The organism is Rubrimonas sp., assembly GCF_036788415.1.
In the GTDB taxonomy this organism is placed as follows: domain Bacteria; phylum Pseudomonadota; class Alphaproteobacteria; order Rhodobacterales; family Rhodobacteraceae; genus Rubrimonas.
In genome coordinates this window covers 70,919-92,213 of sequence record NZ_DAIQNN010000003.1, presented here as the reverse complement: position 1 = coordinate 92,213, position 21,295 = coordinate 70,919, and the positions used below count along the sequence as shown (strand labels likewise).

24 protein-coding genes and 1 tRNA gene are annotated in these 21,295 nt (G+C 69.4%); 9 read left to right on the top strand and 16 right to left on the bottom strand.

Going from position 1 to position 21,295, the window contains the following annotated elements; translation table 11 throughout:
- The first annotated feature begins 45 nt into the window (after positions 1-45).
- Positions 46-759: an SIMPL domain-containing protein gene (locus V7Q31_RS01740; protein ID WP_333831941.1), complete on the top strand. Its 714-nt coding sequence runs from the start codon at positions 46-48 to the stop codon at positions 757-759.
- Between the two features lie 4 nt (positions 760-763).
- On the opposite strand, the gene V7Q31_RS01735 is transcribed toward V7Q31_RS01740, so the two are convergent.
- The 3 genes from V7Q31_RS01735 to rlmB form a co-directional block, all read right to left on the bottom strand.
- The gene (locus V7Q31_RS01735; RefSeq protein ID WP_333831940.1) at positions 764-2,068 is read right to left on the bottom strand and encodes an O-acetylhomoserine aminocarboxypropyltransferase; all 1,305 of its coding nucleotides are present in this window, start codon (positions 2,066-2,068) and stop codon (positions 764-766) included.
- Positions 2,069-2,152: 84 nt separating this feature from the next.
- Entirely contained in the window at positions 2,153-2,647 is a 495-nt protein-coding gene (locus V7Q31_RS01730) for a CoA-binding protein (protein WP_333831939.1), read from the bottom strand.
- 380 nt (positions 2,648-3,027) lie between these two features.
- The gene (gene rlmB / locus V7Q31_RS01725; protein WP_333831938.1) at positions 3,028-3,849 is read right to left on the bottom strand and encodes a 23S rRNA (guanosine(2251)-2'-O)-methyltransferase RlmB; all 822 of its coding nucleotides are present in this window, start codon (positions 3,847-3,849) and stop codon (positions 3,028-3,030) included.
- A 134-nt stretch (positions 3,850-3,983) separates the two neighbouring features.
- On the opposite strand from rlmB, the gene V7Q31_RS01720 reads away from it, so the two are divergent.
- Positions 3,984-4,069 (top strand) — tRNA-Tyr (locus V7Q31_RS01720).
- A gap of 130 nt (positions 4,070-4,199) precedes the next feature.
- Positions 4,200-5,261 carry a YeeE/YedE family protein gene (locus V7Q31_RS01715; RefSeq protein ID WP_333831937.1) on the top strand — a complete coding sequence of 354 codons (1,062 nt, stop codon included), beginning with the start codon at positions 4,200-4,202 and terminating at the stop codon, positions 5,259-5,261.
- Positions 5,262-5,301: 40 nt separating this feature from the next.
- On the opposite strand, the gene V7Q31_RS01710 is transcribed toward V7Q31_RS01715, so the two are convergent.
- From V7Q31_RS01710 to V7Q31_RS01655, 12 genes are all read right to left on the bottom strand, one after another.
- On the bottom strand, positions 5,302-5,757 hold the full coding sequence (locus tag V7Q31_RS01710) for a DUF302 domain-containing protein (RefSeq protein ID WP_333831936.1): 456 nt from the start codon (positions 5,755-5,757) through the stop codon (positions 5,302-5,304).
- Positions 5,754-7,019, bottom strand: coding sequence for an NAD(P)/FAD-dependent oxidoreductase (locus tag V7Q31_RS01705; protein WP_333831935.1), 1,266 nt, complete (start codon positions 7,017-7,019; stop codon positions 5,754-5,756). Before V7Q31_RS01705 ends, V7Q31_RS01710 begins: the two co-directional genes overlap by 4 nt.
- A gap of 40 nt (positions 7,020-7,059) precedes the next feature.
- Positions 7,060-7,755 (bottom strand): c-type cytochrome, encoded by a 696-nt coding sequence (locus V7Q31_RS01700; protein WP_333831934.1) that lies wholly within the window; start codon positions 7,753-7,755, stop codon positions 7,060-7,062.
- Positions 7,756-7,833: 78 nt separating this feature from the next.
- Entirely contained in the window at positions 7,834-8,478 is a 645-nt protein-coding gene (locus V7Q31_RS01695; RefSeq protein ID WP_333831933.1) for a c-type cytochrome, read from the bottom strand.
- A complete protein-coding gene (soxC, locus tag V7Q31_RS01690) occupies positions 8,462-9,769 on the bottom strand; it encodes a sulfite dehydrogenase (RefSeq protein WP_333831932.1) in 1,308 nt (435 codons plus the stop codon). Before soxC ends, V7Q31_RS01695 begins: the two co-directional genes overlap by 17 nt.
- A 42-nt stretch (positions 9,770-9,811) precedes the next feature.
- Entirely contained in the window at positions 9,812-11,494 is a 1,683-nt protein-coding gene (soxB, locus tag V7Q31_RS01685) for a thiosulfohydrolase SoxB (protein WP_333831931.1), read from the bottom strand.
- Between the two features lie 184 nt (positions 11,495-11,678).
- On the bottom strand, positions 11,679-12,533 hold the full coding sequence (gene soxA / locus V7Q31_RS01680; protein WP_333831930.1) for a sulfur oxidation c-type cytochrome SoxA: 855 nt from the start codon (positions 12,531-12,533) through the stop codon (positions 11,679-11,681).
- A gap of 44 nt (positions 12,534-12,577) precedes the next feature.
- Positions 12,578-12,907, bottom strand: coding sequence for a thiosulfate oxidation carrier complex protein SoxZ (gene soxZ, locus V7Q31_RS01675; protein WP_333831929.1), 330 nt, complete (start codon positions 12,905-12,907; stop codon positions 12,578-12,580).
- 30 nt (positions 12,908-12,937) lie between these two features.
- Complete coding sequence (gene soxY / locus V7Q31_RS01670) at positions 12,938-13,369, bottom strand: thiosulfate oxidation carrier protein SoxY (RefSeq protein WP_333831928.1); 432 nt, start codon at positions 13,367-13,369, stop codon at positions 12,938-12,940.
- Positions 13,370-13,431: 62 nt separating this feature from the next.
- Complete coding sequence (soxX, locus tag V7Q31_RS01665; protein WP_333831927.1) at positions 13,432-13,890, bottom strand: sulfur oxidation c-type cytochrome SoxX; 459 nt, start codon at positions 13,888-13,890, stop codon at positions 13,432-13,434.
- A gap of 108 nt (positions 13,891-13,998) precedes the next feature.
- Positions 13,999-14,580, bottom strand: coding sequence for a SoxW family protein (locus tag V7Q31_RS01660; protein WP_333831926.1), 582 nt, complete (start codon positions 14,578-14,580; stop codon positions 13,999-14,001).
- A gap of 38 nt (positions 14,581-14,618) precedes the next feature.
- Positions 14,619-15,353, bottom strand: a complete 735-nt coding sequence (locus tag V7Q31_RS01655) for a cytochrome c biogenesis CcdA family protein (protein ID WP_333831925.1) — start codon at positions 15,351-15,353, stop codon at positions 14,619-14,621.
- A gap of 91 nt (positions 15,354-15,444) precedes the next feature.
- Here V7Q31_RS01655 and V7Q31_RS01650 point away from each other — a divergent pair, with 91 nt between their 5' ends.
- The gene (locus V7Q31_RS01650) at positions 15,445-15,810 is read left to right on the top strand and encodes a hypothetical protein (RefSeq protein ID WP_333831924.1); all 366 of its coding nucleotides are present in this window, start codon (positions 15,445-15,447) and stop codon (positions 15,808-15,810) included.
- 124 nt (positions 15,811-15,934) lie between these two features.
- Positions 15,935-17,161, top strand: a complete 1,227-nt coding sequence (locus V7Q31_RS01645; RefSeq protein ID WP_333831923.1) for an MFS transporter — start codon at positions 15,935-15,937, stop codon at positions 17,159-17,161.
- Positions 17,162-17,166: 5 nt separating this feature from the next.
- On the opposite strand, the gene V7Q31_RS01640 is transcribed toward V7Q31_RS01645, so the two are convergent.
- Entirely contained in the window at positions 17,167-17,619 is a 453-nt protein-coding gene (locus V7Q31_RS01640; protein WP_333831922.1) for an outer membrane protein assembly factor BamE, read from the bottom strand.
- A gap of 141 nt (positions 17,620-17,760) precedes the next feature.
- On the opposite strand from V7Q31_RS01640, the gene V7Q31_RS01635 reads away from it, so the two are divergent.
- The 4 genes from V7Q31_RS01635 (at position 17,761) to V7Q31_RS01620 (ending at position 21,165) form a co-directional block, all read left to right on the top strand.
- Positions 17,761-18,306 carry a YceD family protein gene (locus V7Q31_RS01635; RefSeq protein ID WP_333831921.1) on the top strand — a complete coding sequence of 182 codons (546 nt, stop codon included), beginning with the start codon at positions 17,761-17,763 and terminating at the stop codon, positions 18,304-18,306.
- A 71-nt stretch (positions 18,307-18,377) separates the two neighbouring features.
- On the top strand, positions 18,378-18,797 hold the full coding sequence (locus V7Q31_RS01630; protein ID WP_333831920.1) for an acyl-CoA thioesterase: 420 nt from the start codon (positions 18,378-18,380) through the stop codon (positions 18,795-18,797).
- 68 nt (positions 18,798-18,865) lie between these two features.
- Positions 18,866-19,975: a PQQ-dependent sugar dehydrogenase gene (locus V7Q31_RS01625; protein ID WP_333831919.1), complete on the top strand. Its 1,110-nt coding sequence runs from the start codon at positions 18,866-18,868 to the stop codon at positions 19,973-19,975.
- A gap of 68 nt (positions 19,976-20,043) precedes the next feature.
- Entirely contained in the window at positions 20,044-21,165 is a 1,122-nt protein-coding gene (locus tag V7Q31_RS01620; RefSeq protein ID WP_333831918.1) for a pyridoxal phosphate-dependent aminotransferase, read from the top strand.
- The last annotated feature ends 130 nt before the right edge of the window (positions 21,166-21,295 follow it).

Here is a 21,295-nt window from a genome sequence, read left to right as displayed (position 1 = left end):
CAATGTCGTGGTCTTTCTCGCGTCGTCCTGAAGTGGAGACGCCCGATGCCCGTTCCCCCCCGTCCTCGCGCCGCAGCCCTCGCCCTCGGGCTCGCGGCGATGCTCGCCGCCAGCGCTGGGCAAGCGCGCGCCGACGCGGCGCCCCGCACGCTCCGCGTCGCCGGAGAGGGAATTTCGCGCGCGGCGCCCGACATCGCGCAGGCCGTGTTCGGAGCGACGGTCGAGGCGCCGACCGCCGAAGAGGCCGCAGCCGAGGCGGCGCGGCGGATGCGCGACATCCTCGCAGCGCTGCGCGCGCTCGGTCTGCCCGACGCCGACCTGCGGACCGTCGAGATCAGCCTGTCGCCGGTGCATGCCCGCGACAAGGGCGAGGGCGCGCCGCGGCTCGTCGGCTATGTCGCCCGTCACCGCCTGTCGGTCACCGCGCGCGAGCTGTCGGGCCTCGCGCCGGCGATCGACGCGGCGCTGGCCGCCGGCGCGACCGATGTCGACGCCATCCGCTTCGACGTCGCCGACAGCGCGGCCCTGCGCGACGCCGCCCGCCGCGCCGCCGTCGCGGATGCGGTCGCAACCGCGAGGCTGATGGCCGAAGCCGCCGGCGAGACGCTGGGGCCGATGCTCTCCCTCAGTCTCGGTCACGACTACGCGGAACCGCGGCCCGTCGCTTACCGCGCCTCCGCCGACGCGGCGGGGACGCCCGTGGCGCCCGGCACGCTGAGCCTGAGCGCGACCGTCGAGGCGGTCTTCGCCCTGGAGTGAGCCCCTATTCCGCTGCCACCGCGCCCGCCGTGGCGGCGAGCGCCCGGTCGAGATCGGCGATCAGGTCGTCGGCGTCCTCGATGCCGATGGACAGCCGCACCACCTCAGGCCCCGCCCCCGCCGCGCGCTGCTGCTCGGGGGTGAGCTGGCGATGGGTGGTCGAGGCCGAATGGATGATCAGCGAGCGCGAATCGCCGAGATTGGCGAGGTGGCTGAACAGTTCGACGCTGTCCACCAGCTTCACCCCCGCCGCATAGCCGCCCTTCAGCCCGAAGGTGAAGATCGCCGATGCGCCCTTGGGGCAGTAGGTCTTCACGCGCGCGTGGTAGGGCGAGGAGGGCAGACCCGCATAGGTGACGAACGCCACCGCCGGGTGCGCTTCGAGAAACTGCGCCACCTTCAGCGCGTTGGCGCAGTGCTTCTCCATGCGCAGCGAAAGCGTCTCGATGCCGAGCAGCGTCTGGAACGCGTTCATCGGCGCCTGACACATCCCCAGATCGCGCAGCGTGACCGCGATGCCGAAGAAGGTGAAGGCGAGATGGCCGAAGGTCTCGTGGAACTTCAGGCCGTGATAGGAGGCGTTGGGTTCGGACAGCGCCGGGAACTTGCCCGAGGCCGACCAGTCGAACGTCCCCTTGTCCACCACCATCCCGCCCATGGAGGTCGCGTTGCCGCACAGATACTTGGTCGTGGAATGCACCACGAGGTCGGCGCCATGCTCGAAGGGCCGGCACAGATACGGCGTCGCCGAGGTGTTGTCGACGATCAGCGGCAGGCCGGCCTTCTTCGCAATGGCGGAGACGGCGGCGAGATCGGTGACGTAGCCGCCCGGATTGGCGATCGACTCGCAGAACACCGCGCGCGTCTTGTCGTCGATCGCCGTTTCCAGCGCGGCGAGATTCTCGAAATCGACGAACCGCACCTCCCAGCCGAAATGCTTGAAGCTGTGATTGAACTGGTTGATCGAGCCGCCATAGAGCCGCGTCGAGGCGACGAAGTTGCAGCCCGGCGCCATCAGCGGGAACAGCGCCATCACCTGAGCGGCGTGACCGGAGGCGCAGGCGACCGCGCCGACCCCGCCCTCGAGCGTCGCGACCCGCTCCGACAGCACAGCGACCGTGGGGTTGAGCAGCCGCGAATAGATGTAGCCCAGTTCCTGAAGGTTGAAGAGCGCGGCGGCGTGCTCGGCGTCGCGGAACACATAGGCGGTGTTCTGATAGATCGGGGTCTGGCGCGCGCCGGTCGCGGGGTCGGGGCGGGCGCCGGCGTGGATCTGGAGCGTGTCGAAGCCGTAGCTGCGGTCGGTCATGTCGAGCCTCCTCCTGTTTCACATCCCCTTATCGCACGGGGAGGGGATTTACAGCCGTCATCCTGCGCGGCGCGGAGGCCGCGGTCAGTCCAGCCGCGAGGAGATCTTGCCGGTGTTGAAGCCGCCGATCCGCAATTCTTCGAACAGGCGCTGATACTCGATCTTGGGGCAGTGGTTCATGATCACGGTGACGCCCTGGGCCTCGGCGCGCGCGCAGGCGTCCCAGTCGATCACGCCGATCTGCATCCAGATCGTCCGCAGCCCGCGCGGGAGCAGGACCTTCAGCGCCTCGTCGACCACGGCGCCGGCCTCCTCGGAGCGGCGGAAGACGTCGACCATGTCGACCGGCCCGTCCGACTCGGGGATGTCGGCGAGGCGCGCGCGCACCGGAGCGCCGAACAACGTCTGTCCGACATAGGCGGGATTGACCGGGATCACGGAAAAGCCCTTCGCCACGAGGTAACGGGCGACGTAATGCGACGGACGAACCGGATTCGCCGAGACCCCCACTGCGGCGATGCGCCGCGTGCGCTGGAGCGCCGCCTTGATATGGGCCTGCGAATAGCTCGGCTGCCGCATCGCGCGCTCCCCTCGACGGCGTCGGGGCACAGATGACAAAAAAAGGCGCCCGCTGGAAGCGGGCGCGAAGTCGGAACGAGGGACAGTGAGTGGTGTGGACGGCCTGCGAAGGCGCAACCCGCCCCAATCACATGTAGAGATGATAGGCCAGAAATCCAAAGAAGTCTCTAGCATGTTGCGCGAAGGCGGCGCCGGCGTGCGACGGGACGCGCCACAAATCGGGCCGAAAACCCGTCCTCGAATGGGCTCCGAGGCGCCGGTGACCGCCCCTCCCCATTCAAGCCGCTGAAAATGCGAGCCAATCCGAAGGGTTTGCACGCTGGGCCTCGGATCGCGCGCGCATCGTGCGCCGATTGCACGCGCAGCGTGCGAAAGCGGTTTCAGCGCCGGGCTGCGGCGTAGAGCGCCACCGCCGCCGCGTTCGAAACGTTGAGCGAGGCGAAATCGGAGGCTGCGGCGATTCGCGCCAGATGGTCGCAGGTCTCGCGCGTGAGTTGCCGCAGCCCCGCCCCCTCGGCCCCGAGCGCCAAAGCGAGCGGGCGCCCCCGCGCGCCAGCGACCGCGTCCGCGATCTCCAGCGACGCCGCTCCGTCGAGCCCGACCACCAGATAGCCTAGCTCGCGCAGCGCCTCCATCGCCCGCGCCAGATTCGCGACGCGCAGATAGGGTTGCCGCTCGAGCGCCCCCGAGGCGGCCTTGGCGAGCGCGCCGGTCTCCGGGGCCGCATGCCGGCGCGGCGCGATCACGGCGCGCGCGCCGAAAACCTCCGCCGACCGCAGCACGGCGCCTACATTGTGCGGATCGGTCACCCGGTCGAGCAGCAGGACGAGCGGCGCGGGATCCGCGGGGCCCGGGGCGCAGCGGGCCTCCAGACCGCCCCAGTCGAGCGGTTCGGCCTCGAGCGCCGCGCCCTGATGCACCGAACCCGGGTCGAGCGGCGCGGGAAAGCGGCGCGCATCGGCGATCTCCGGAGCGATCCCGGCGGCGGCGATCGCTTCGGCGAGGCGGTCCGCCGCGTTGCGCGTCGCGATCAGACGGCGGCGACGGCGCGCGGGGTTGAGGAGCGCGTCGCGCACGGCGTGGATGCCGAACAGCCAGACCGGCCCGCCCTCCTCCGCCCCCTCGCCGCGCCAGGGCGCGGCAGGGCGCCCGCCAGAGCGCTGCGGTCGGGATGCAGGGCGAGCGGGGGTCGGAGCGCGCATGCGGGCCTCAAGGAGCGGCGTTCCCCTCTATCGCTCCGCCAATGCGGAAAAGCCAGAGCCCGAGGGCGGCTCGTCATGCGGGTTGACGCCGCCTTGCCCGGGCCCTAAACCGCGCTGCGCTCGGTCGGGCCCGTGGAGGGGTGGCAGAGCGGTCAAATGCAACGGACTGTAAATCCGTCGGGGAAACCCTACGCAGGTTCGAATCCTGCCCCCTCCACCACCGCTCCCGGCCCGACCCTAGCTTCATGCGCCATGATCGAGATCAAAGCGGCGCCGCGGCGACATGTTTAGCGTTTCGCGGATGTGGATAATGCGGCCGCGTTCGACGCGGTCCTTAGGGGGGCTGCGCGATGAATCTGGAATGGGCGCTTGAGCAGTTCGGCGAAGTGGGCGCGGCGGCGGTCATCGGCGTGACCGTGGGCGTGCTGTTCGGGGTCTCGGCGCAGCGCAGCAAGTTCTGCCTGCGCGCGGCGGCGGTCGAGTTCACCCGCGGCGCGATGGGCGAGAAAGTCGCGATCTGGCTGCTGTGCTTCTCCACCGCGCTGTTCTGGACGCAGCTCTTTCAGCTCACGGGCCTTGCGACGGTCGACCAGTCGCGCGTCGTCAGCGGCGTCGGCTCGCTGTCCGGGGCGGTGATCGGCGGACTGATGTTCGGCGTTGGGATGATCATGGCGCGCGGCTGCTCGGGGCGGCAACTCGTGCTCGCCGCCGGCGGCAATCTGCGCGCGCTGCTGACCGGGCTCGTTTTCGCCGTCACCGCGCAGATGGCGTTTCACGGCGTGCTCTCGCCGCTGCGCGAGACGCTGGCGGCGGTCTGGACCACCGGAGGCCCCAATGTCGAGATCTCCGCGCTGGTCGGCGGCGGCCCCTATTTCGGCCTGACGCTCGGCGCGGCCTTCTCGGCGCTGGCGCTGTTCATCGCCTGGCGCAACCGGGTGTCGCTGCGCGTGCTGACCTTCGGCTCGGGCGTTGGCTTCGCCGTCGGCATGGGCTGGCTGCTGACCAGCCAGCTCGCGATGCAGGCTTTCGAGCCGACCCCCATCGAAAGCCTCACCTTCTCGGGCCCCTCCGCCGACACGCTGATGGCGCTGCTGATGCGCGACGGCGCGGCGGATTTCGGCGTCGGGCTGATCGCGGGCGTGTTCCTCGGCGCCTTCGCCTCAGCGCTGCTCAGCGGGGAGGCCAAGTTCGAAGGCTTCGACGGGGCGCCGGCGATGCGGCGGCACCTCACCGGCGGCGTGCTGATGGGCTTCGGCGCGATGCTGGCGGGCGGCTGCGCCATCGGCGCGGGCGTGACGGGCACGTCGGCCCTGTCGATGACGCACTGGATCGCGCTGTTCTGCATGTGGGTCGGCGCGGCGGTCGCCGACACCGTGCTCGACCGCCCGCGCGCCGCGGCGCAGACGGCCTGAAAGCCGGCGCCGCCCCATCGGGGCGGCGCCGAGCTCAAGGTCAATCCACTTCGGCGGCTTCGCGGGCGATCTCGTCCAGCAGCCCCTGCACCTTCTGCATCGCGCCATCGGGATATTTCCGGTAGCCGACCTGCACGACGCCGGGCTCGGCGGCGGTCTCGAACACCATCACGCCGTAGGGGCAATGGCCGATGTTGCGGATGTCGGCCTCCATCATCTCGCGCGACAGCGTCGCCGAGCAGAAGAGATAGACGTTCGCCGCCTTGTAGAGCTCGACCGACGCGCCGACATCGGCGGCCGTGCGGTTGAGCATGTCGCCGACATGGCTGACGCTGTCGATGACCAGCCCGCGATTGACGATGGCGTTCTCGACGAGAAATGCCACGTCCTCGAAGGCCGCGCCCTCGACCGGGTACGTGACGATGGGGCCGTCATCGGCGAGCGCCGCCGAGGCCCCGAGCGCGAAAGCGCCCGCGATCAGAAGACGCGCGCTCATCCGAAGATGTCCGCCGTGATCCCGGCGTACCAGCCGAGGCTTTCCTCATAGGTGTTCCTGCGCAAAGCTGCGTCCTCCCCTGTCTGACTGATGAAGTTGTCCACGCTGGCGATCTTTTCGGGCGTCGGCTCGTAGCGCGCGCCGACTTTCACGCCGTCCTCGGTCGCGATCAGCGACCAGCAGGTGTTGGCGTAGCGCGCCGGGAAGGCGCGCGCGCCGGTCAGCGCGGCGCGGATCGCCATCGCCGCGGATTTCGCCTGGCTGTTGGCCGAGAAGGCCGATTTCGGCATGTCGCCGGCGATGCAGGCGTCGCCGACCACATGGATGTTCGGGTCGATGCGGCTGGCCATGGTGGCCGGGTCGATCGGGCAGAAGCCGCTCTCATCGGTCAGCCCGGCGGCCTCGGCGATGGCGCCGGCCTTCTGGGCGGGGACGACCGTGCAGACATCCGCCGTGTAGTTCTCGAACCCCGTCTCGATCAGCATCGAGGCCGGATCGACGCGCTTGACGCCTTCGGTGATCGAGGCGGGCAGCCATTCGATCATGCCGGGGTAGTGGCGCTCCCAGCCCTCCATGAACAGCGCCTGCTTGGAGAAGTTCTCCTTCGGGTCGAGCACGACGATCTTCGCAGTCGGGTTGGTCTGCTTCAGCAGATGCGCGACCATCGAGATCCGCTCATAGGGCCCCGGCGGGCAGCGATAGGGGTTGGGCGGCGCGACCATCACGAACAGCCCGCCCTGCCGCATCGCCTCGACTTGCGCCTTCAGCAGCCGCACCTGCTCGCCGCCCTTCCAGCCATGCGGCATGCGTTCGACGGCGTCGGGGCCGTAGCCGGGCACGCTGTCCCATTTGAAGTCGATGCCGGGGGCGACGGCGAGCCGGTCATAGGGGAGCACGGCGCCCGAGCGCAGGCGGACGGTCTTCGCGTCGCGGTCCACGGCTTCGGCGAAGTCCTGCGCCAGCGCCACGCCGGCGGCCTGCATGGCGTCGTAGCCGTGGCCGAGGGCGTCGTAGTCGAAGAAGCCGCCGACATAGAGATTGGAGAAGAAGCAGGTGTGATAGACGGGGTTCGGCTCCACCAGCGTGACGTCCACGGCGCCGCCGCTGTCCTTGGCGACATAGCGGGCGATGGTGCCGCCGCCGGCGCCGCCGCCGATCACGACCAGCTTCGGTTTCGCCTGGCCCAGCACTGCGGGCGCGGCGAGGGTCGCCGCGAGGGCGGTGGAGGCGGTGAGGAAGGCTCTTCTGTCAAGCACGCGCATTGATGAGTTCCTCCGGGGGTTGGCGGCTCTTGTCGGCCGCTCAGGGCGCGCCCTTGCCGAACCATGCGGCGAGCGCTGCGATCTCCTCGTCGCCGAGCCCGCCCGCGATGGTCTGCATCGTGGCGTTCTCGCGCAGCTTCACACGATAGGCGTGCAGCGCCGCTTTGAAATCCTCTTCATACCAGCCGAAGATGCCCGGAATGCCGCGGTCGGCCCCGTCCGCCTGATGGCAGGTCACGCATTCGGCGGCGAGGTACTCGCCATAGGCGGGGTCGCCGGAGAGCTCCAGCAGGTCGCGCGGGGTGCTCTCGAAACCGGTCAGCGCCGCCAGTTCCGGGGCGTCGGGCGAGTGCGTGTGGAGATAGGCGATGATGTCGGCGCGGTCCTGCGGTTCGGGGAAACCGGGAAAGGTCATCGGCGTGCGCGAGACCAGAACATGCGGATTGGCGATGTAGGCGTCGAGCTTGTCGTCGGTCCAGACGAGCCCCTGCGCGGCGGCGCGGCGCATGTCGCCGGAATAGGGAAAGTCTTCAACCGCGGCGGCAGGGCGGTTCACAACGCCCGTCAGCGGCGGGCCGATGCGCGGCTGCGCATCCTCGCCGATCTCGTGACAGGTGGCGCAGAAGCCGAACAGCCATTCGCCGCGCTTGGCATCGCCCTGCTGAGCGGACGCCGCGCCGGCGAGCAGGCCCGCAGCGGCCAGCGCGGCGGCGCGCACTGTGGTCGTCGAGCCCATAACGTCCTCCCTGAACGCGGTCTCGAGGATCGGGCCGGGCGGTCTGTCGCCGCCCTGGCCCGCAATGGCGCCCAAGGCTCAGTCGACCCCGGCGAGTCCTTCGCCGTCGCCCTCGGGCGTCACGTCGAGCACCAGCGCGCGGGCGGTGATCTCGACGCTGTCCTTGCAGTTCTGCATGCAGATGCTGCGCGGCGCATGCTCGGTCTCGATCCGGTCGTCCATGAAGAAGTTCTCTTCATTAGGCAACCGGACTTCGGCGAAGTTCTCGTTGCTGAGGACGAAATCGTCCTCGACCACGTAGTTCAGGTTCAGCAGATAGGCCGTGATCGCATAGACCTCGTCGGGCGTCAGCGACTGCGCGTTGCCGAAGGGCATGGCGCGGTTGACGTAGTCGAAAATCGTCGAGGCGTAGGGCCAGAACGAACCGATGGTCTTGACCGGGCGGTCGCTGGTCAGCGTGCCGTCGCCGCCCGCCAGAACCGGCCAGCGGTCCACGCCCTCGCCGAAATCGCCATGGCAGGAGGCGCAATAGTCGGCGAACAGCTCCTCGCCGTCCTCGACCGACCCCGATCCCGCGGGCAGGCCGAGGCCGTCGGGGCGCACGTCGATGTCCCACGCGGCGATCTCGTCGGGCGTCGCCTCGCGGCCGAGATCGAACGGGCCGGCGAAGGCCGTCGAAGCGATCAGGGCGAGCGCTGCGCCGAACTCAAGAGATTTCGACATTTTCCGCGACTCCCTGCTCGTTCACATACCAGGTCTGGATGCCGTTGTTGTGGTAGATCGAATTCTCGCCGCGCACCGCGCGCAGCTCGCTCTTGGTCGGCTGCACGTAGCCGGTCGAACAATGCGCGCGCGACTGAAGCAGAAGCGGCGAGCCGTCCCAGACGATGTCGAGATAGAAGCGGTGCATCGACTTGTCGAGGCTCGGCCCGGACATGCGCGCCTCGGTCCAGTTCTTGCCGCCGTCGATGGTCACGTCGACGCGCGGGATCGTCCCACGGCCCGACCAGGCCAGCCCGGTGATCACCAGCGGTCCCTTGCCGTGCAGGATCGGGGCCTGCGGGCTCGGCGAGGTGATGACCGATTTCGCGTCCATCTCCCAGGTGAAGCGGCGCGAGCGGCCGTCGGCCAGCATGTCGGTGTATTTCGAGGTTTCCTCGCGGTGGTGCCACGGCTCGTCGCCCACTTCGAGGCGGCGCAGCCACTTCACCCACATGTTGCCTTCCCAGCCCGGCACGACGAGACGGACCGGATAGCCCTGCTCGGTGCGCAGCGCCTCGCCGTTCATCTTGAAGGCGACGAGGCAGTCGTCCATCGCCTTCTCGATCGGGATCGAGCGGGTCATGGCCGCGCTGTCGGCGCCCTCGGGCATCACCCACTTGCCGTTGGTCTTGACCCCGGCCTCGTCGAGCAGATGCTTGAGCTTCACGCCGGTGTACATGACGTTGTGGATCATGCCGTGCGTGTACTGCGCGCCGTTGAGCTGGGCGCCGCGCCACTCCATGCCGGTGTTGGCGGCGCATTCGAGGAAGTAGACGTGGTTCTCGCGCGGGAAGCGCTTGAGGTCGTCCATCGTGAAGACGAGCGGCTTGTCCACCAGCCCGTTGATCATCAGCCGGTGCTGCGCCGGGTCGATCTCGGCGGCGCCGCCATGGTGGCGCTCGAAGCACAGGCCGTTCGGCGTGATGATGCCGTCGAGCTCGTGGATCGGCGTGAAGTTGATCGAGGAGACCGACTCCGCCGTCAGCCAGGGCACGTTGCGCCGGACCACATGCGCCTCATAGGGCGAGGGCACGCCGTAGGGATACTCGTCCACCCCGAACCCGTTGTAGCGGGTCCAGTCCGGGATCTCGAGGATCGCGGGGTCGCCGGCGCCCGTGCTGGCGCGCGCGGCTGCGGCGGCGACGAGCGCGCCGCCCGCGGCGAGCGAGCCGGTCAGGAAGGCGCGGCGCGAGGCGGCGGGGTCGGCGCTGCGCGGGGCGGCGGGAACCCTGAGGCGGTTCGGATCGGTCATCATGCTCCTCCGTCCAGAGGTGAAATCGTCTTGCTTCATGGATCAGGCGCCCGTCACCTTGACGGACTGGTTGGGCTCGAGGCTCACCGTGCCGACGCGCTTCAGCCAGCTTTCGGTCAGATCCCAGATCGCCGGGCCTTCGGTCCCTTCGTTGACCGAGGCCCAGCCGGCGACCACGTAGTCCTTGCCGGGCTCGATGGCCTCGCCCGTCTTGAGCAGCGTCATGTCGGAGATGCGCGAGCCCATCGGCTTGGCGACGTCGATCGCGTAGCCCATGCCGCCGACGCGCACCATGTCGCCGCCCTGCTGGTAGTAGGGGTCGACGTTGAACAGGTTGTCCGCCACGTCCTCGAGGATGATCTTGAGCATCTCGCCCGACATGGTCGAGCGATAGACCGCCGGATAGGTCATCGCCGTGCCGTTGTAGATGTCCTCGCGGGTGATCTCCTGACCCGGCAGCAGCGACGGCCCCCAGCGGAAGCCGGGCGAGAGCGCGATGTCGGCCTCGCGCTCCTCGATCATCGCCTGGCAGAGCATGTCGTCGAAGGTGCCGTTGAAATTGCCGCGGCGGTAGAGCAGCGAGTCGGTGCGGCCGATCACCTCCGACAGCTCCGCCTCGTAGGGCGCGCGGATCTCGTCGATCTTGGCCGCCATCTCGGGGTCGGGCGCGATCACGTCGGAGAAGATCGGGATCAGCTTGTGCCGGAAGCCCTTCACCTCGCCGCCCGACACGTCGAGGTCGAGCCGGGTGACGAACTTGCCGTTCGAGCCCGAGGCGATCACCAGCGTCTTGCCGACCATCATCGGCTCGGGCAGCGCGTCATGGGTGTGGCCCGTCAGGATCACGTCGATGCCCGGCACGCGGCTCGCCATCATGTAGTCGGTGTCGAAGCCGTTATGCGACAGCAGCACGACCAGCTCCGCCCCTTCGGCGCGCGCCTCCTCGACGACCTGCGCCATGCGCTCCTCGCGGATGCCGAAGGAGAATTCGGGGAACATCCAGCCGGGATTGGCGATCGGCATGTAGGGGAAGGCCTGCCCGATCACCGCGACCTTCACGCCGCCGCGCTCGAAGAAGGCGGTCGGCTCGAAGGCGGGCTCGTCCCATTCCGCGTCGAAGACGTTGGCGCCGAGGAAGGGGAAAGGCAGGCTCTCGACGATCTCCTTCACCCGCTCGCCGCCCAGCGTGAACTCCCAGTGCGAGGTCATCGCATCGGGGCGCAGCAGGTTCATGGCGTCCACCATGTCCTGCCCGTTGGTGCGCAGGCAGGTGAGGCTGCCATGCCAGGTGTCGCCGCCGTCGAGCAGCAGCGCGTCGGGGCGGTCGGCGCGGATGCGCTTGACGACTGTGGCGACGCGGTCGAGCCCGCCCATCCGGCCGTATTGCTTCGCCAGTTCGACGAAATCGACCGAACTCAGCGCATAGGCGTCGGCGCTGCCGGGCGCGATGCCGAACTTCTCGAGAAAGTCGGTCCCCGTCAGATGCGGCGGCCGGCCGAAGGCGTCGCCCACGCCGAGATTGATCGAGGGCTCGCGGAAGAAGATCGGCTTGAGCTGGCCGTGGATGTCGGTGATGTGGATCAGCGAAACGTTGCCGAACGTCTCGAAGGCGGTCAGCGCATCCTCGGTCAGCGCCTGCGCAGACGCCAGCCGCGGCAGCGCGCCCGCGCCGAAGATCGCCGACGCCGCGGCGGTGGCTTGCATGAAGTGGCGGCGTGAAATCATCGGTCTCGTCTCCCCCCGCGCGCCGGGCGCGCTTCCGTGTCGTTTCGCGCGCAGGGCGCAGGAATTCGCTCCGCGCCGTAGCAGCGGATGAGCGCCCATGCCGCGCGCGGCAGGGCTCAGGCGACTTTCATGTTCACCGGCGCGGCACCGTGTCGGCGCGCGCCGGCCACAGGACCCTTCGGTCCTACTGGCGAACCGCCGGCGCTTCGACGGACAGCCCCTGCCCGCGCCACGCCACATAGAGCTCGATCGCGGTGAGCTCGTCGGAGGCGACCGGATAGGGTTCGGCGCGGGTGTCCTGCACGCAACCGGTCAGGCGGCGGTGCAGCGAGCCGAGGCCCTGCCATTTCAGGCGGTAGAGCGGGAAGCCGTTGGTGTGACCCTGGCTGAGATGGTCCGAGCGGAGATACATCCCGTTATAGTCTTCGTGGCAGCTGGCGCAGGCGAAATCGAGCTGGCCGGTGCGGGTGTAGTAGAGTTCCTCGCCCTTCTTCCACCACGCCTCGAGCGGGCCCGAAATGTCGACTTCGACCGGCATCCCGCGGGACTGCACCGAGATGTAGGCGTTGAGCGCCAGCATCTCCTGGCTGTCCCATTTCAGCTCGGACGCCTTCTGGTGCTCGATGCGGGACCAGTTGATCCACTGCTCGAGGCCCCAGGGCTTCTGGCCGACTTCGCTCCAGGTCGGCATCCGGGCGCGCAGGCCCTTCATCGACTCGGTCGCGTCGCCGTGGCAATCGGCGCAGGACTGGCCCGACTCCCCCTCCGCCGTGTTCCACAGCTCTTCGCCGAGCTGCACATACACGAAGGCGGGGTTGTCGAAATCGTCCATCTGCAACGCTTGCGTCTCGTCGTTGCGATAGTGCCAGCCCGAAATCAGCGTGTCGCCGATCGGGTTGCCTTCCTTCGCCTTGACCTTCGTGGCGATGACCTCGCCGTCGATGGACAGGACGTCGTCGTCAGGGCCGGCGAACGCGCCGCCGGCGACCAGAGCGAGCGCCGCACAGCCCGCACCAAGGATCTTGATCGTCGTTTTCATCTTTCCTCCCCGCTCGACGCTTGCGGCGCCTGGCTTCTCGCGTCTCAGGCCACCGTGACTTCGGCGGTGTCCTCATAGACGGAGCCGTCGTCGTCATGCCACTTGAAGGTGAAGCTCCCGCTCTCGTTGATCAGCGCGCTGAACTCGATGAACGGGTTGGCCGACACCGCGCCGTGCAGGTTGGCGGTGAAGACGGGGGCGCCGTTGTAGAACGCCTCGAAGGTGTGGATGATCTGGCGCGGGATCAGCTCGCCGGTCTTGCTGTCCTTGCGCTGACCCGATTCCATCGGATGGCTGATCAGCGACTTGATCGTGACGATCTCGCCGGCCTTGGCCGTTTTGGCGACTTTCACGCGCGGGCGAATCTTGGACATCTTGTCTGTCTCCGAATGGGAATGAGGGGATCAGCCGCCGCAGCCGCCGATGGTGACCTTGACTTCGCGCTTGTCCATGAAGGACGAGCCGTCGGCCATCTTGGCGACCGCGATGACGTCCATCGTCTTGGCGAGGCGGATGCGCGTGGAGGCCTGCGCCTTGCCGCTCAGCGCGGTGAAGGTGAAGGCGGCCACTTCCGGCGCCGGGTTGCCGGCGGCGAGGATCATCACCGACACGACTTCCGCGCCGGGCGCGGCGTCGACGGAGAACTCGACCGGGACGGTGTTGCCGTTCTCGGCGATCTCGGGGGTGTTGAGCTTGACCTTGCCCACAGTGGGCTCGGCGCCGCCGGTGAAGGCCATGATGGCCTCCTGCGTGGCGGCGAAGGCGGGCGCGCCCAAGGCGGCGAAGGCCGCGGCCCCCGCGGCGACGGCGCCGAATTCGCGTCGAGTCATGTCCATGTGCTGTCTCCTTGCGTCGTTGCGAGGGGCTTCGTTGCGGCGCGGCGCGCGACAGGCGCGCCTCACTCTTCCTTCAGCGTCAGAAGATAGGCGACCACATCCTCGACTTCCTGCGCAGTCAGGATGGGCTGACCTTCGTATTTCTTGCCGACGATATTGAGACCCTCGATCCGGTACATCGCCGGCATGAAGGTCTGCTCGCCGAACACTTCCTTCGAATTGATCACGATCGCGCGCAGTTCGGCTTCGTTGTAGCGGTCCGCGACCCCGTCGAGCGTCGGCGCCAGATCGCCATGGAAGGGCAGGTCCGACATGTCGGTGATCGGGTGACAGGTCATGCAGTTGCCCTTGCCGCGATCCGCCGCCGCCGCGCGCCCGGCGACCGGATCGCCGGGGACCCCGGTCAGCGACTGCGCGTAGGCGCCGTCGTCGATCCGCACGTCTCCGGGCGCGATCTCCTGCGCCGCGAGGGCCGCCGACGCCGCCAGAATCGCCCCGCCGGCCAACGCAAGAAACTTCATTCCATTTCCCCCTGCGACTTTTTGCATTTCTCTGGTGTGAAACGCTATAGGCATTGCGAAAGTTTCACAAGCGCGCGCCGTGCGACAGATCGCGCGCCTTGATCTGCGTCATAGCGCCCCGCGCTCCTGAAGCCGGCGCGCATGGAATTTCTGGAAGTGCTCGTCCGATTCGTAGCCCTTCCCGGCGACCCATTCGAACATGTGCAGCGTGGTCCATTTGCCGAAGGCGCCGGGCATGTTGGCCACCGCCGCGTCCACCGCGCTGACGCCCTCGGGCGCTTCCTCGGGCAGGAACATGATCGTCGGCGTGAAGACGACGCGCCATTTGCGGGCCATCTCCTTCTCCGGCAGCTCCTCGCCGTCGAAGTCGGTCACGGGCTCGTCGCCGAACAGGTTCATCTGGATGACCATGAAGTTGGCCTTGATGTAGTCGGCCACTTCGGGGTCCGACAGCACCTGTTCGTGCAGCTTGGCGCAGTAGATGCAGCCCCGCTGCTCGAACACCAGCGCCACGCGCTTGCCCTGCGCGGCGGCGTCGGCGACGTCCTCGGCGAGGTCCTTGAAGGTGATCGCGAACCACGCCTCCTTGTGCAGCCCGTCCTCGCCGATCTCGAAGGCGGAGGCGGGCGCTGCGAGCGCGGCGAGCGCGACTGCGGCGGCGGCGAAACCGGCTCTGAACCTTGCGAACATGGTCGTCCTCCCTGCGATTCGCCCGCTGGCTGCGGCGCTCATTGAAGTGTGCCGATGTCCGGCGCGATGTTCAGCATCCATTCCGAGATCACGTTGATCTGCCCGGTGATGAAGATGATCCCCGTCAGCACGAGGAATGCGCCCATGGTCTTCTCGACCTTGCCCATGTGCTTGCGGAACTTCTTCATCAGCCGGATGAACGGGTCGATGAACCAGGCGGCGGCGACGAAGGGCGCGGCCATGCCGACGCCATAGGCGAGCAGCAGCCCCATGCCCTGGCGCACCGAGTCCTCCTGACTGGCGGTGAACAGGATCGCCGCGAGGATCGGGCCGACGCAGGGCGTCCAGCCGAAGGCGAAGGCCATGCCGACCACATAGGCCCCGATCAGCGAGGACGGCCGCGCCTCGACCTCGATTCGCGCCTGCCGGTAAAGGATCGGGATGCGGACGACGCCGAGGAAGTGAAGCCCCAGCAGCAGGATGATCCCGCCCGCGACCCAGCGCAGCTGCGCGGCGTAGGTCTGGACCATGCCGCCGATCCAGGTCGCGCTCGCGCCGAGCGCCACGAAGACCGTGATCAGCCCAAGCGCGAAAGCGAAGGCGGTCAGCACGACCCGGCGCCGGCCGGCCTGATCGACCCCCTCGCCGGTCAGGTCGTCGAGCGAGAGCCCCGCGAGAAAGGCCAGATAGGGCGGAACGATCGGCAGGATGCACGGCGACAGAAAGGACAGCAGGCCCGCAAACGCCGCACCCCATACGCTGACGTCGAACATCCGGCCGTTTCCCCCTAGAATTCGCCTTCGCGATTGCGCTCGATCAAGGCGCTTATTACGTCTGCGCTATGTGCAAACTGAGAGGTCGTCAATGAATCTCCGCCGCGCGCTGCTAGGGGGAATTGTCGCACTCGGCTGCAGCTTTTCCGTCAACGCCATGGAATTGCTGATGTTCGAGGAGCATGGCTGCCCGTGGTGCGCGCGCTGGAACGCCGATGTCGGCGGCGTTTACGCCGAATCGGAGGAAGGGCTCCGCGCGCCGCTGCGCCGGCTCGACATCCGCGACCAGCCGGTGCCCGGGGTCGAGATGGCCCGGCGCGCGCATTACACGCCGACATTCATCCTCGTCGCGGACGGGCGCGAGATCGGGCGAATCGAGGGCTATCCGGGGGCGGATTTCTTCTGGGGCCTGCTCGGGCGGATGTTGCGCGAGGCCGACGAGGCCGCCGCCAGATAGCCCCGACGCGCCCCCGCATCCGCCATCCGGCGCGGGCTCGATTGCGCCATCCGGCGCTGGCTCGATTGCGCCATCCGGCGCTGGCTCGATTGCGCCATCCGGCGCTGGGGCGTATGCGCTGCGCATGACCGACGCGCCCCTCGCCGCCGACCTTTCGCCGCCGCCCGCCGCCGCCCACCGGATCGCGCGGCGCAACGTGGCCGTGCTGATCTGGGCGCAGGCGATCCTCGGCGCGCAGATGCCCGTGATGTTCATCCTCGGCGGCCTGTCGGGGCAGGTGCTGGCCGACGACAAGTCTCTGGCGACGCTGCCGATTTCGGTGACCGTGCTGGTCTCGATGTTCGCCGCGCCGATGATTTCGGCGATCATGGGCCGGCATGGACGCCGCGTCGGCTTCCTGATCGGCGCGCTGTTCGGGGCGATGGGCGGGGCGCTCGGCGCTTATGCGCTGACGCAGGGCTCCTTCGCGATGCTGGTGGCCGGCGGCGCGCTGACAGGGGTCTATATGGGCACGCAGGGGTTGCTGCGTTTCGCGGCGGCCGACGTCGCGGCGCCGGCGTTCCGCGCCAAGGCGATCTCCTTCGTGATGGCGGGCGGGCTGGTCGCGGCGATCCTCGGACCCGAGATCGCCAAATGGACCCGCGACCTGCTGGCGCCGGCGCCCTTCGCCGGCGCCTACGCCGCGGTCGTGGCGCTCAACCTCATCGGCGCGCTCGCCTTCCTGTTCTTCGACGCGCCGCCGCCGCCGCGCGGGCGCGACGGCGGGTCCGGACGGCCGCTCGGCGAGATCCTGCGCCAGCCCCGCGTCGCCGTCGCCATCATCTGCGCCATGGTCTCCTACGCGCTGATGAACATGGTGATGACCTCGACGCCGCTCGCCATCGTCGCCTGCGGTTTCGACCCCGACGACGCGGCGAGCGTGGTGCAGGCGCATGTGCTGGCGATGTTCGCGCCGTCCTTCTTCACCGGCCATCTGATCGCGCGCTTCGGCGCGGAGCGGATCATCGCCGTGGGCCTCGCGCTGCTGGCCGGCTGCGCCGCAGTCGCGCTGACCGGCGTGGAGCTCGCGCAGTTCTACGCCGCCCTGATCCTGCTCGGGATCGGCTGGAATTTCGGTTTCATCGGGGCGACGGCGATGCTCACCGCCGCGCATGCGCCCGAGGAGCGTTCCAAGGTGCAGGGCGCCAACGACTTCCTTGTCTTCGGGCTGGTCGCCGTCGCGAGCTTCAGTTCGGGTGCGCTGATGGACGGGATCGGCTGGGAGGCCGTCAACCTCGCCATGGCGCCGTTCCTGACGCTGGCGGGCGCTGCGCTGATCTGGCTCGCGCTCGACCGCCGGCGCGCCGGCTGATCGCCTCAGCGGTCGCGGACGATCTGGGTCGCGTCGACATTCCCGAGATTGGAGAAGACCTGCTGGACGAAGGTCAGCTCGCGTCCGAAGGTCGGCGTGGTCGGCGTGGCGAGCGCGACCTCCTCGCCCTCCTCCAGCCCGTAGCGCCCGACTTCCGCGACGAGCCCCGTCTCGTCGAAGCGCACCACGAGCACATTGCGCTCGACGGTTTCGGGCGCGTAGAACGCCACCCGCTCGGCGCGGCTGGCGACGTAGATCCAGATGTCGTCCTCGAAAGTCCCGATCGTCGAGGGCCGGCCGAGCTTTCGCAGCACCGAGCCGCGCGTGTCCACCCCCGGCTCGACGGTGGCGAGCTGGTCGGCCTGCGGCGCGACGCCGTGGCTTGAATAGGTCGGCGCGCAGCCTGCGGCGAGCAGGGCGGTCAGCGCCAGAACGGCGAGACGGGCTGTCGGGCGCATCGTCGGGGCGTCTCCGGGCTTGAGGAACGTTTGCGCTCGCTTGCCCGTCTACGCGTTGCGTGATGTAAGTTCAAGCGACGGCGGCCGGCTCCGGCGAGCCGCGCGCGCCGGCGCTTGGAGCCGGTTCTGGGAGCATGTCCGATGTTCACGCCGCCGCCGCCCGAATTCTCCCGTCCCATCCCCGTCGAGCGTCTGCGCGCCGACGGCGGGGCGTCGCTCTCGGAGCAGGCGAGCGCCGAGGAATGCGCGGCGCTGGCCCGCCGCTTCAACGTGCCCGCCCTGCTGACGCTCGGCGTCGAGGCCACGGTCGAGCCGATGGCGCCGGGCGGCTGGCGGCTGCGCGGGACGGTCGCCGCGACCCTGCGCCAGATTTGCGTGATCACGCTGGAGAGCATCGAGACGTCGCTGTCGGAGCCCTTCGAGCGGCGCTATCTGCCGGAGGCCCGGATCGCCGAACTCGACGAGGACGAGGCCGACGACGTCACCGAGCCGCTCGGCGAGGCCATCGACGTCGGCGAGGCGGCGGCGGAGACGGCGGCGCTCGCCATCGACCCCTATCCGCGCAAACCCGGCGCGGTGTTCGAGGGCCGCCGCCACGGCCCCGCCGGAACCGAGCCGCTCGACGACGAGGCCGCACGCCCCTTCGCCCGGCTGGCCGCGCTTCGCCCCCGTCCGCAGCGCGACTGACGCGACCGCCGCCGGGGATTGCGCCGCCGCCGGTCGCGACGCATCGTCGGCGCCTCAGCGAGGGGGAGAGCATGGCCGAGGACGAGGAACACCCCGAGCTGCGCGCCATCGAGATGGCGACCGACCGCCGGCCCGCCATCCGCACGATCGCCATGCCCGCCGACACCAACGCCAATGGCGACATCTTCGGCGGCTGGCTGATGAGCCAGATGGACATGGCCGCGGGCAACCTCGCCGCGCGCATCGCCCGCGGGCGCGTCGCCACGGTCGCCGTGGACGCGATGACCTTTCACCGCCCGGTCAAGGTCGGCGACGAGGTGACGGTCTACGCCGAACTCGTCAAGATCGGGCGGACCTCGATCCGCATGAACGTCCAGGCCTTTCGCCGCGAGCGCCAGAGCGAGCATCGCGACCAGGTGACCGGCGCGGTCTTCACCTTCGTCGCCATCGACGACGAAGGCCGCCCCCGCCCTGTCGGCGCGGAGGACTGAGGGCCCCCCTGGCGACCGGCCCCGTAGGGGCTACCTCGAGGGCGTCGTCGTTCTTCAGGAGGTTCGCGATGCAACGGGCAGCCCTAGCCCTTAGCCTTTTCACAGCCGTCGCGCAGCAGGCGACGGCTCAGGTCTTCCCCAGCTCCGCTGGCCCCGTACGGGTCGAGAGGATCTCCGAGGGGCTGGAGCACCCATGGGCGATGGCTTTCCTGCCCGATGGCCGGCTGCTCGTGACCGAACGGCCCGGGCGGCTGAGGATCGTCGAGGGCGGGCGCGTCTCGGCCCCGCTCGCCGGCGCCCCCGAGGTCTGGGAATCCGGTCAGGGCGGCCTGCTCGACGTGGCGCTGGCGCGCGATTTCGCGCAGACGGGGACGCTGTTTCTCAGCTATTCCGAACCCGCCGAGGGCGGCGCGCGGACGGCGGTGGCGCGCGCGCGGCTGGAAGGCGACGGGCTCGAGGACCTCGCCGTCATCTATCGGCAGACCCCCACCCTGCAGAGCGGGCGGCATTTCGGCTCGCGCATCGTCGTCGCGGCGGACGGCGCGCTGTTCGTCACCCTCGGCGATCGCGGCCGGGACGCCGGCGCGCAAGACCTGCGCAGCGGGCTCGGCAAGGTGATCCGAATCCGCCCCGACGGGTCGATCCCGCAGGGCAACCCGTTTGTGCAAGGCGGCGAGGCTCCGCCCGAAATCTGGTCCTGGGGGCACCGCAACCCGCAGGGCGCGGCGCTCGACGAAGATGGGACGCTCTGGAGCGTCGAGCACGGCGCGCGCGGCGGCGACGAGATCAACCGGACGCTGCCGGGCGTGAACCATGGCTGGCCGGTCATCAGCTACGGGCGACACTATTCCGGCGCGAAGATCGGCGAGGGGACCGCGAAGGAGGGCATGGCGCAGCCGCTCTTCGTCTGGGACCCCTCCATCGCCCCCTCCGGGCTGACTGTCTACGCCGGCGAGCTGTTCCCCGACTGGCGGGGCGACCTGTTCACCGGCGGGCTGCGGGCGGAGCTGCTCGCCCGCGTCGAGATGGGACCGGACGGCCCGACCGGACGCGAGGAGCGGCTGTTCGAGGGGGAGTTCGGCCGCATCCGCGACGTGCGCACAGGCCCGGACGGCGCGCTGTGGTTCCTGACCGACGAGGCCGACGGCGCGATCTTCCGCGTCGCCCCGGCCGACTGACGGCCCCTCGGCTTGATCGGGCGCGCGCGGCGTGACAAGCCGGAGGCGAAGCCGCCGGAGCCGCCCTCATGCCGCCTTTCAATCCCATCGTCGCCGCCCTGCCCGCCACTGTCCCCTTCGTCGGACCCGAGACGCAGGAACGCGCGCGGGGGCGGTCGTTCCTTGCGCGGCTCGGGGCGAACGAAAGCGTGTTCGGCCCGGCGCCGGCGGTGCGCGCGGCGGTGGCGCGCGCGGCGGATGAGGCCTGGGCCTATGGCGACCCGGAGGCGTTCGAGCTGCGAAACGCGCTGTCTGCGCTGACGGGCGCGGCGCCGGAGCGGATCACGGTCGGATCGGGGATCGACGGACTGCTCGGCGTCGCGGCGCGGCTGTTCGCAGGGCATGGCGACGCGGTCGTCACGTCGCTCGGCGGCTATCCGACCTTCAGCTACCATGTGGACGGGCTCGGCGCGCGGCGCGTCTCGGTCCCCTATCGCGACGACCGCGAGGACTGGGAAGGGCTGGCGGCGGCCGCGCGGGCCGAGCGCGCGCGCATCGTCTACATCGCAAATCCCGACAACCCTATGGGCACGGTCTGGCCGGCGCAGGCCATATGCGACCTGCGCGCGGCCTTGCCCGAAGACTGCATGCTCTTTCTCGACGAGGCGTATCTGGACTTCGCGCCCGAGGGGACGGCGCCGGAATTTCCCGCCGACGACCCCGGCGTGATCCGCTTCCGCACTTTCTCCAAGGCCTACGGGCTGGCAGGGTTGCGCGTGGGCTATGCGCTCTCGGCGCCAGAGATCGCGCGCGGCTTCGACAAGCTGCGCAATCATTTCGGCGTCGGGCGCGTGGCGCAGGCCGGGGCTCTGGCGGCGCTCGGCGCTCAGGACTGGCTCGCGGAGGTGGTCGCGCAGGTTGCGCGCGGGCGGTCGCGGCTGGCGCTGATCGCGGAGGAGAACGGGCTGGCCGCGATCCCCTCCGCGACGAATTTCGCCGCGATCGATTGCGGCGGCGACGGCGAATTCGCGCGCGCGGTGCTGCGCGAGGTGGTGGCGCGCGACGTGTTCATCCGGATGCCGGGCGTGGCGCCGCTGGATCGTTGCATCCGGGTCAGCGTGGGGACCGAGGCCGATCTCGACCTGTTCGCGGACGTCTTGCCGCAGGCGCTGGCGGCGGCGAAAGCGGGGCGGGGACGCAACGCACCCTGACCGCATGACTGCAGTCGACGCACGCAAAGAAACCGGCAACGCTCTGGGGGTTAGAGCCAACTCCCTGAAATCGCGTTAACAAAATTACGACAAGCCCTGCAAACGGCGCATGGCCGGTCTGCGCCGCCTG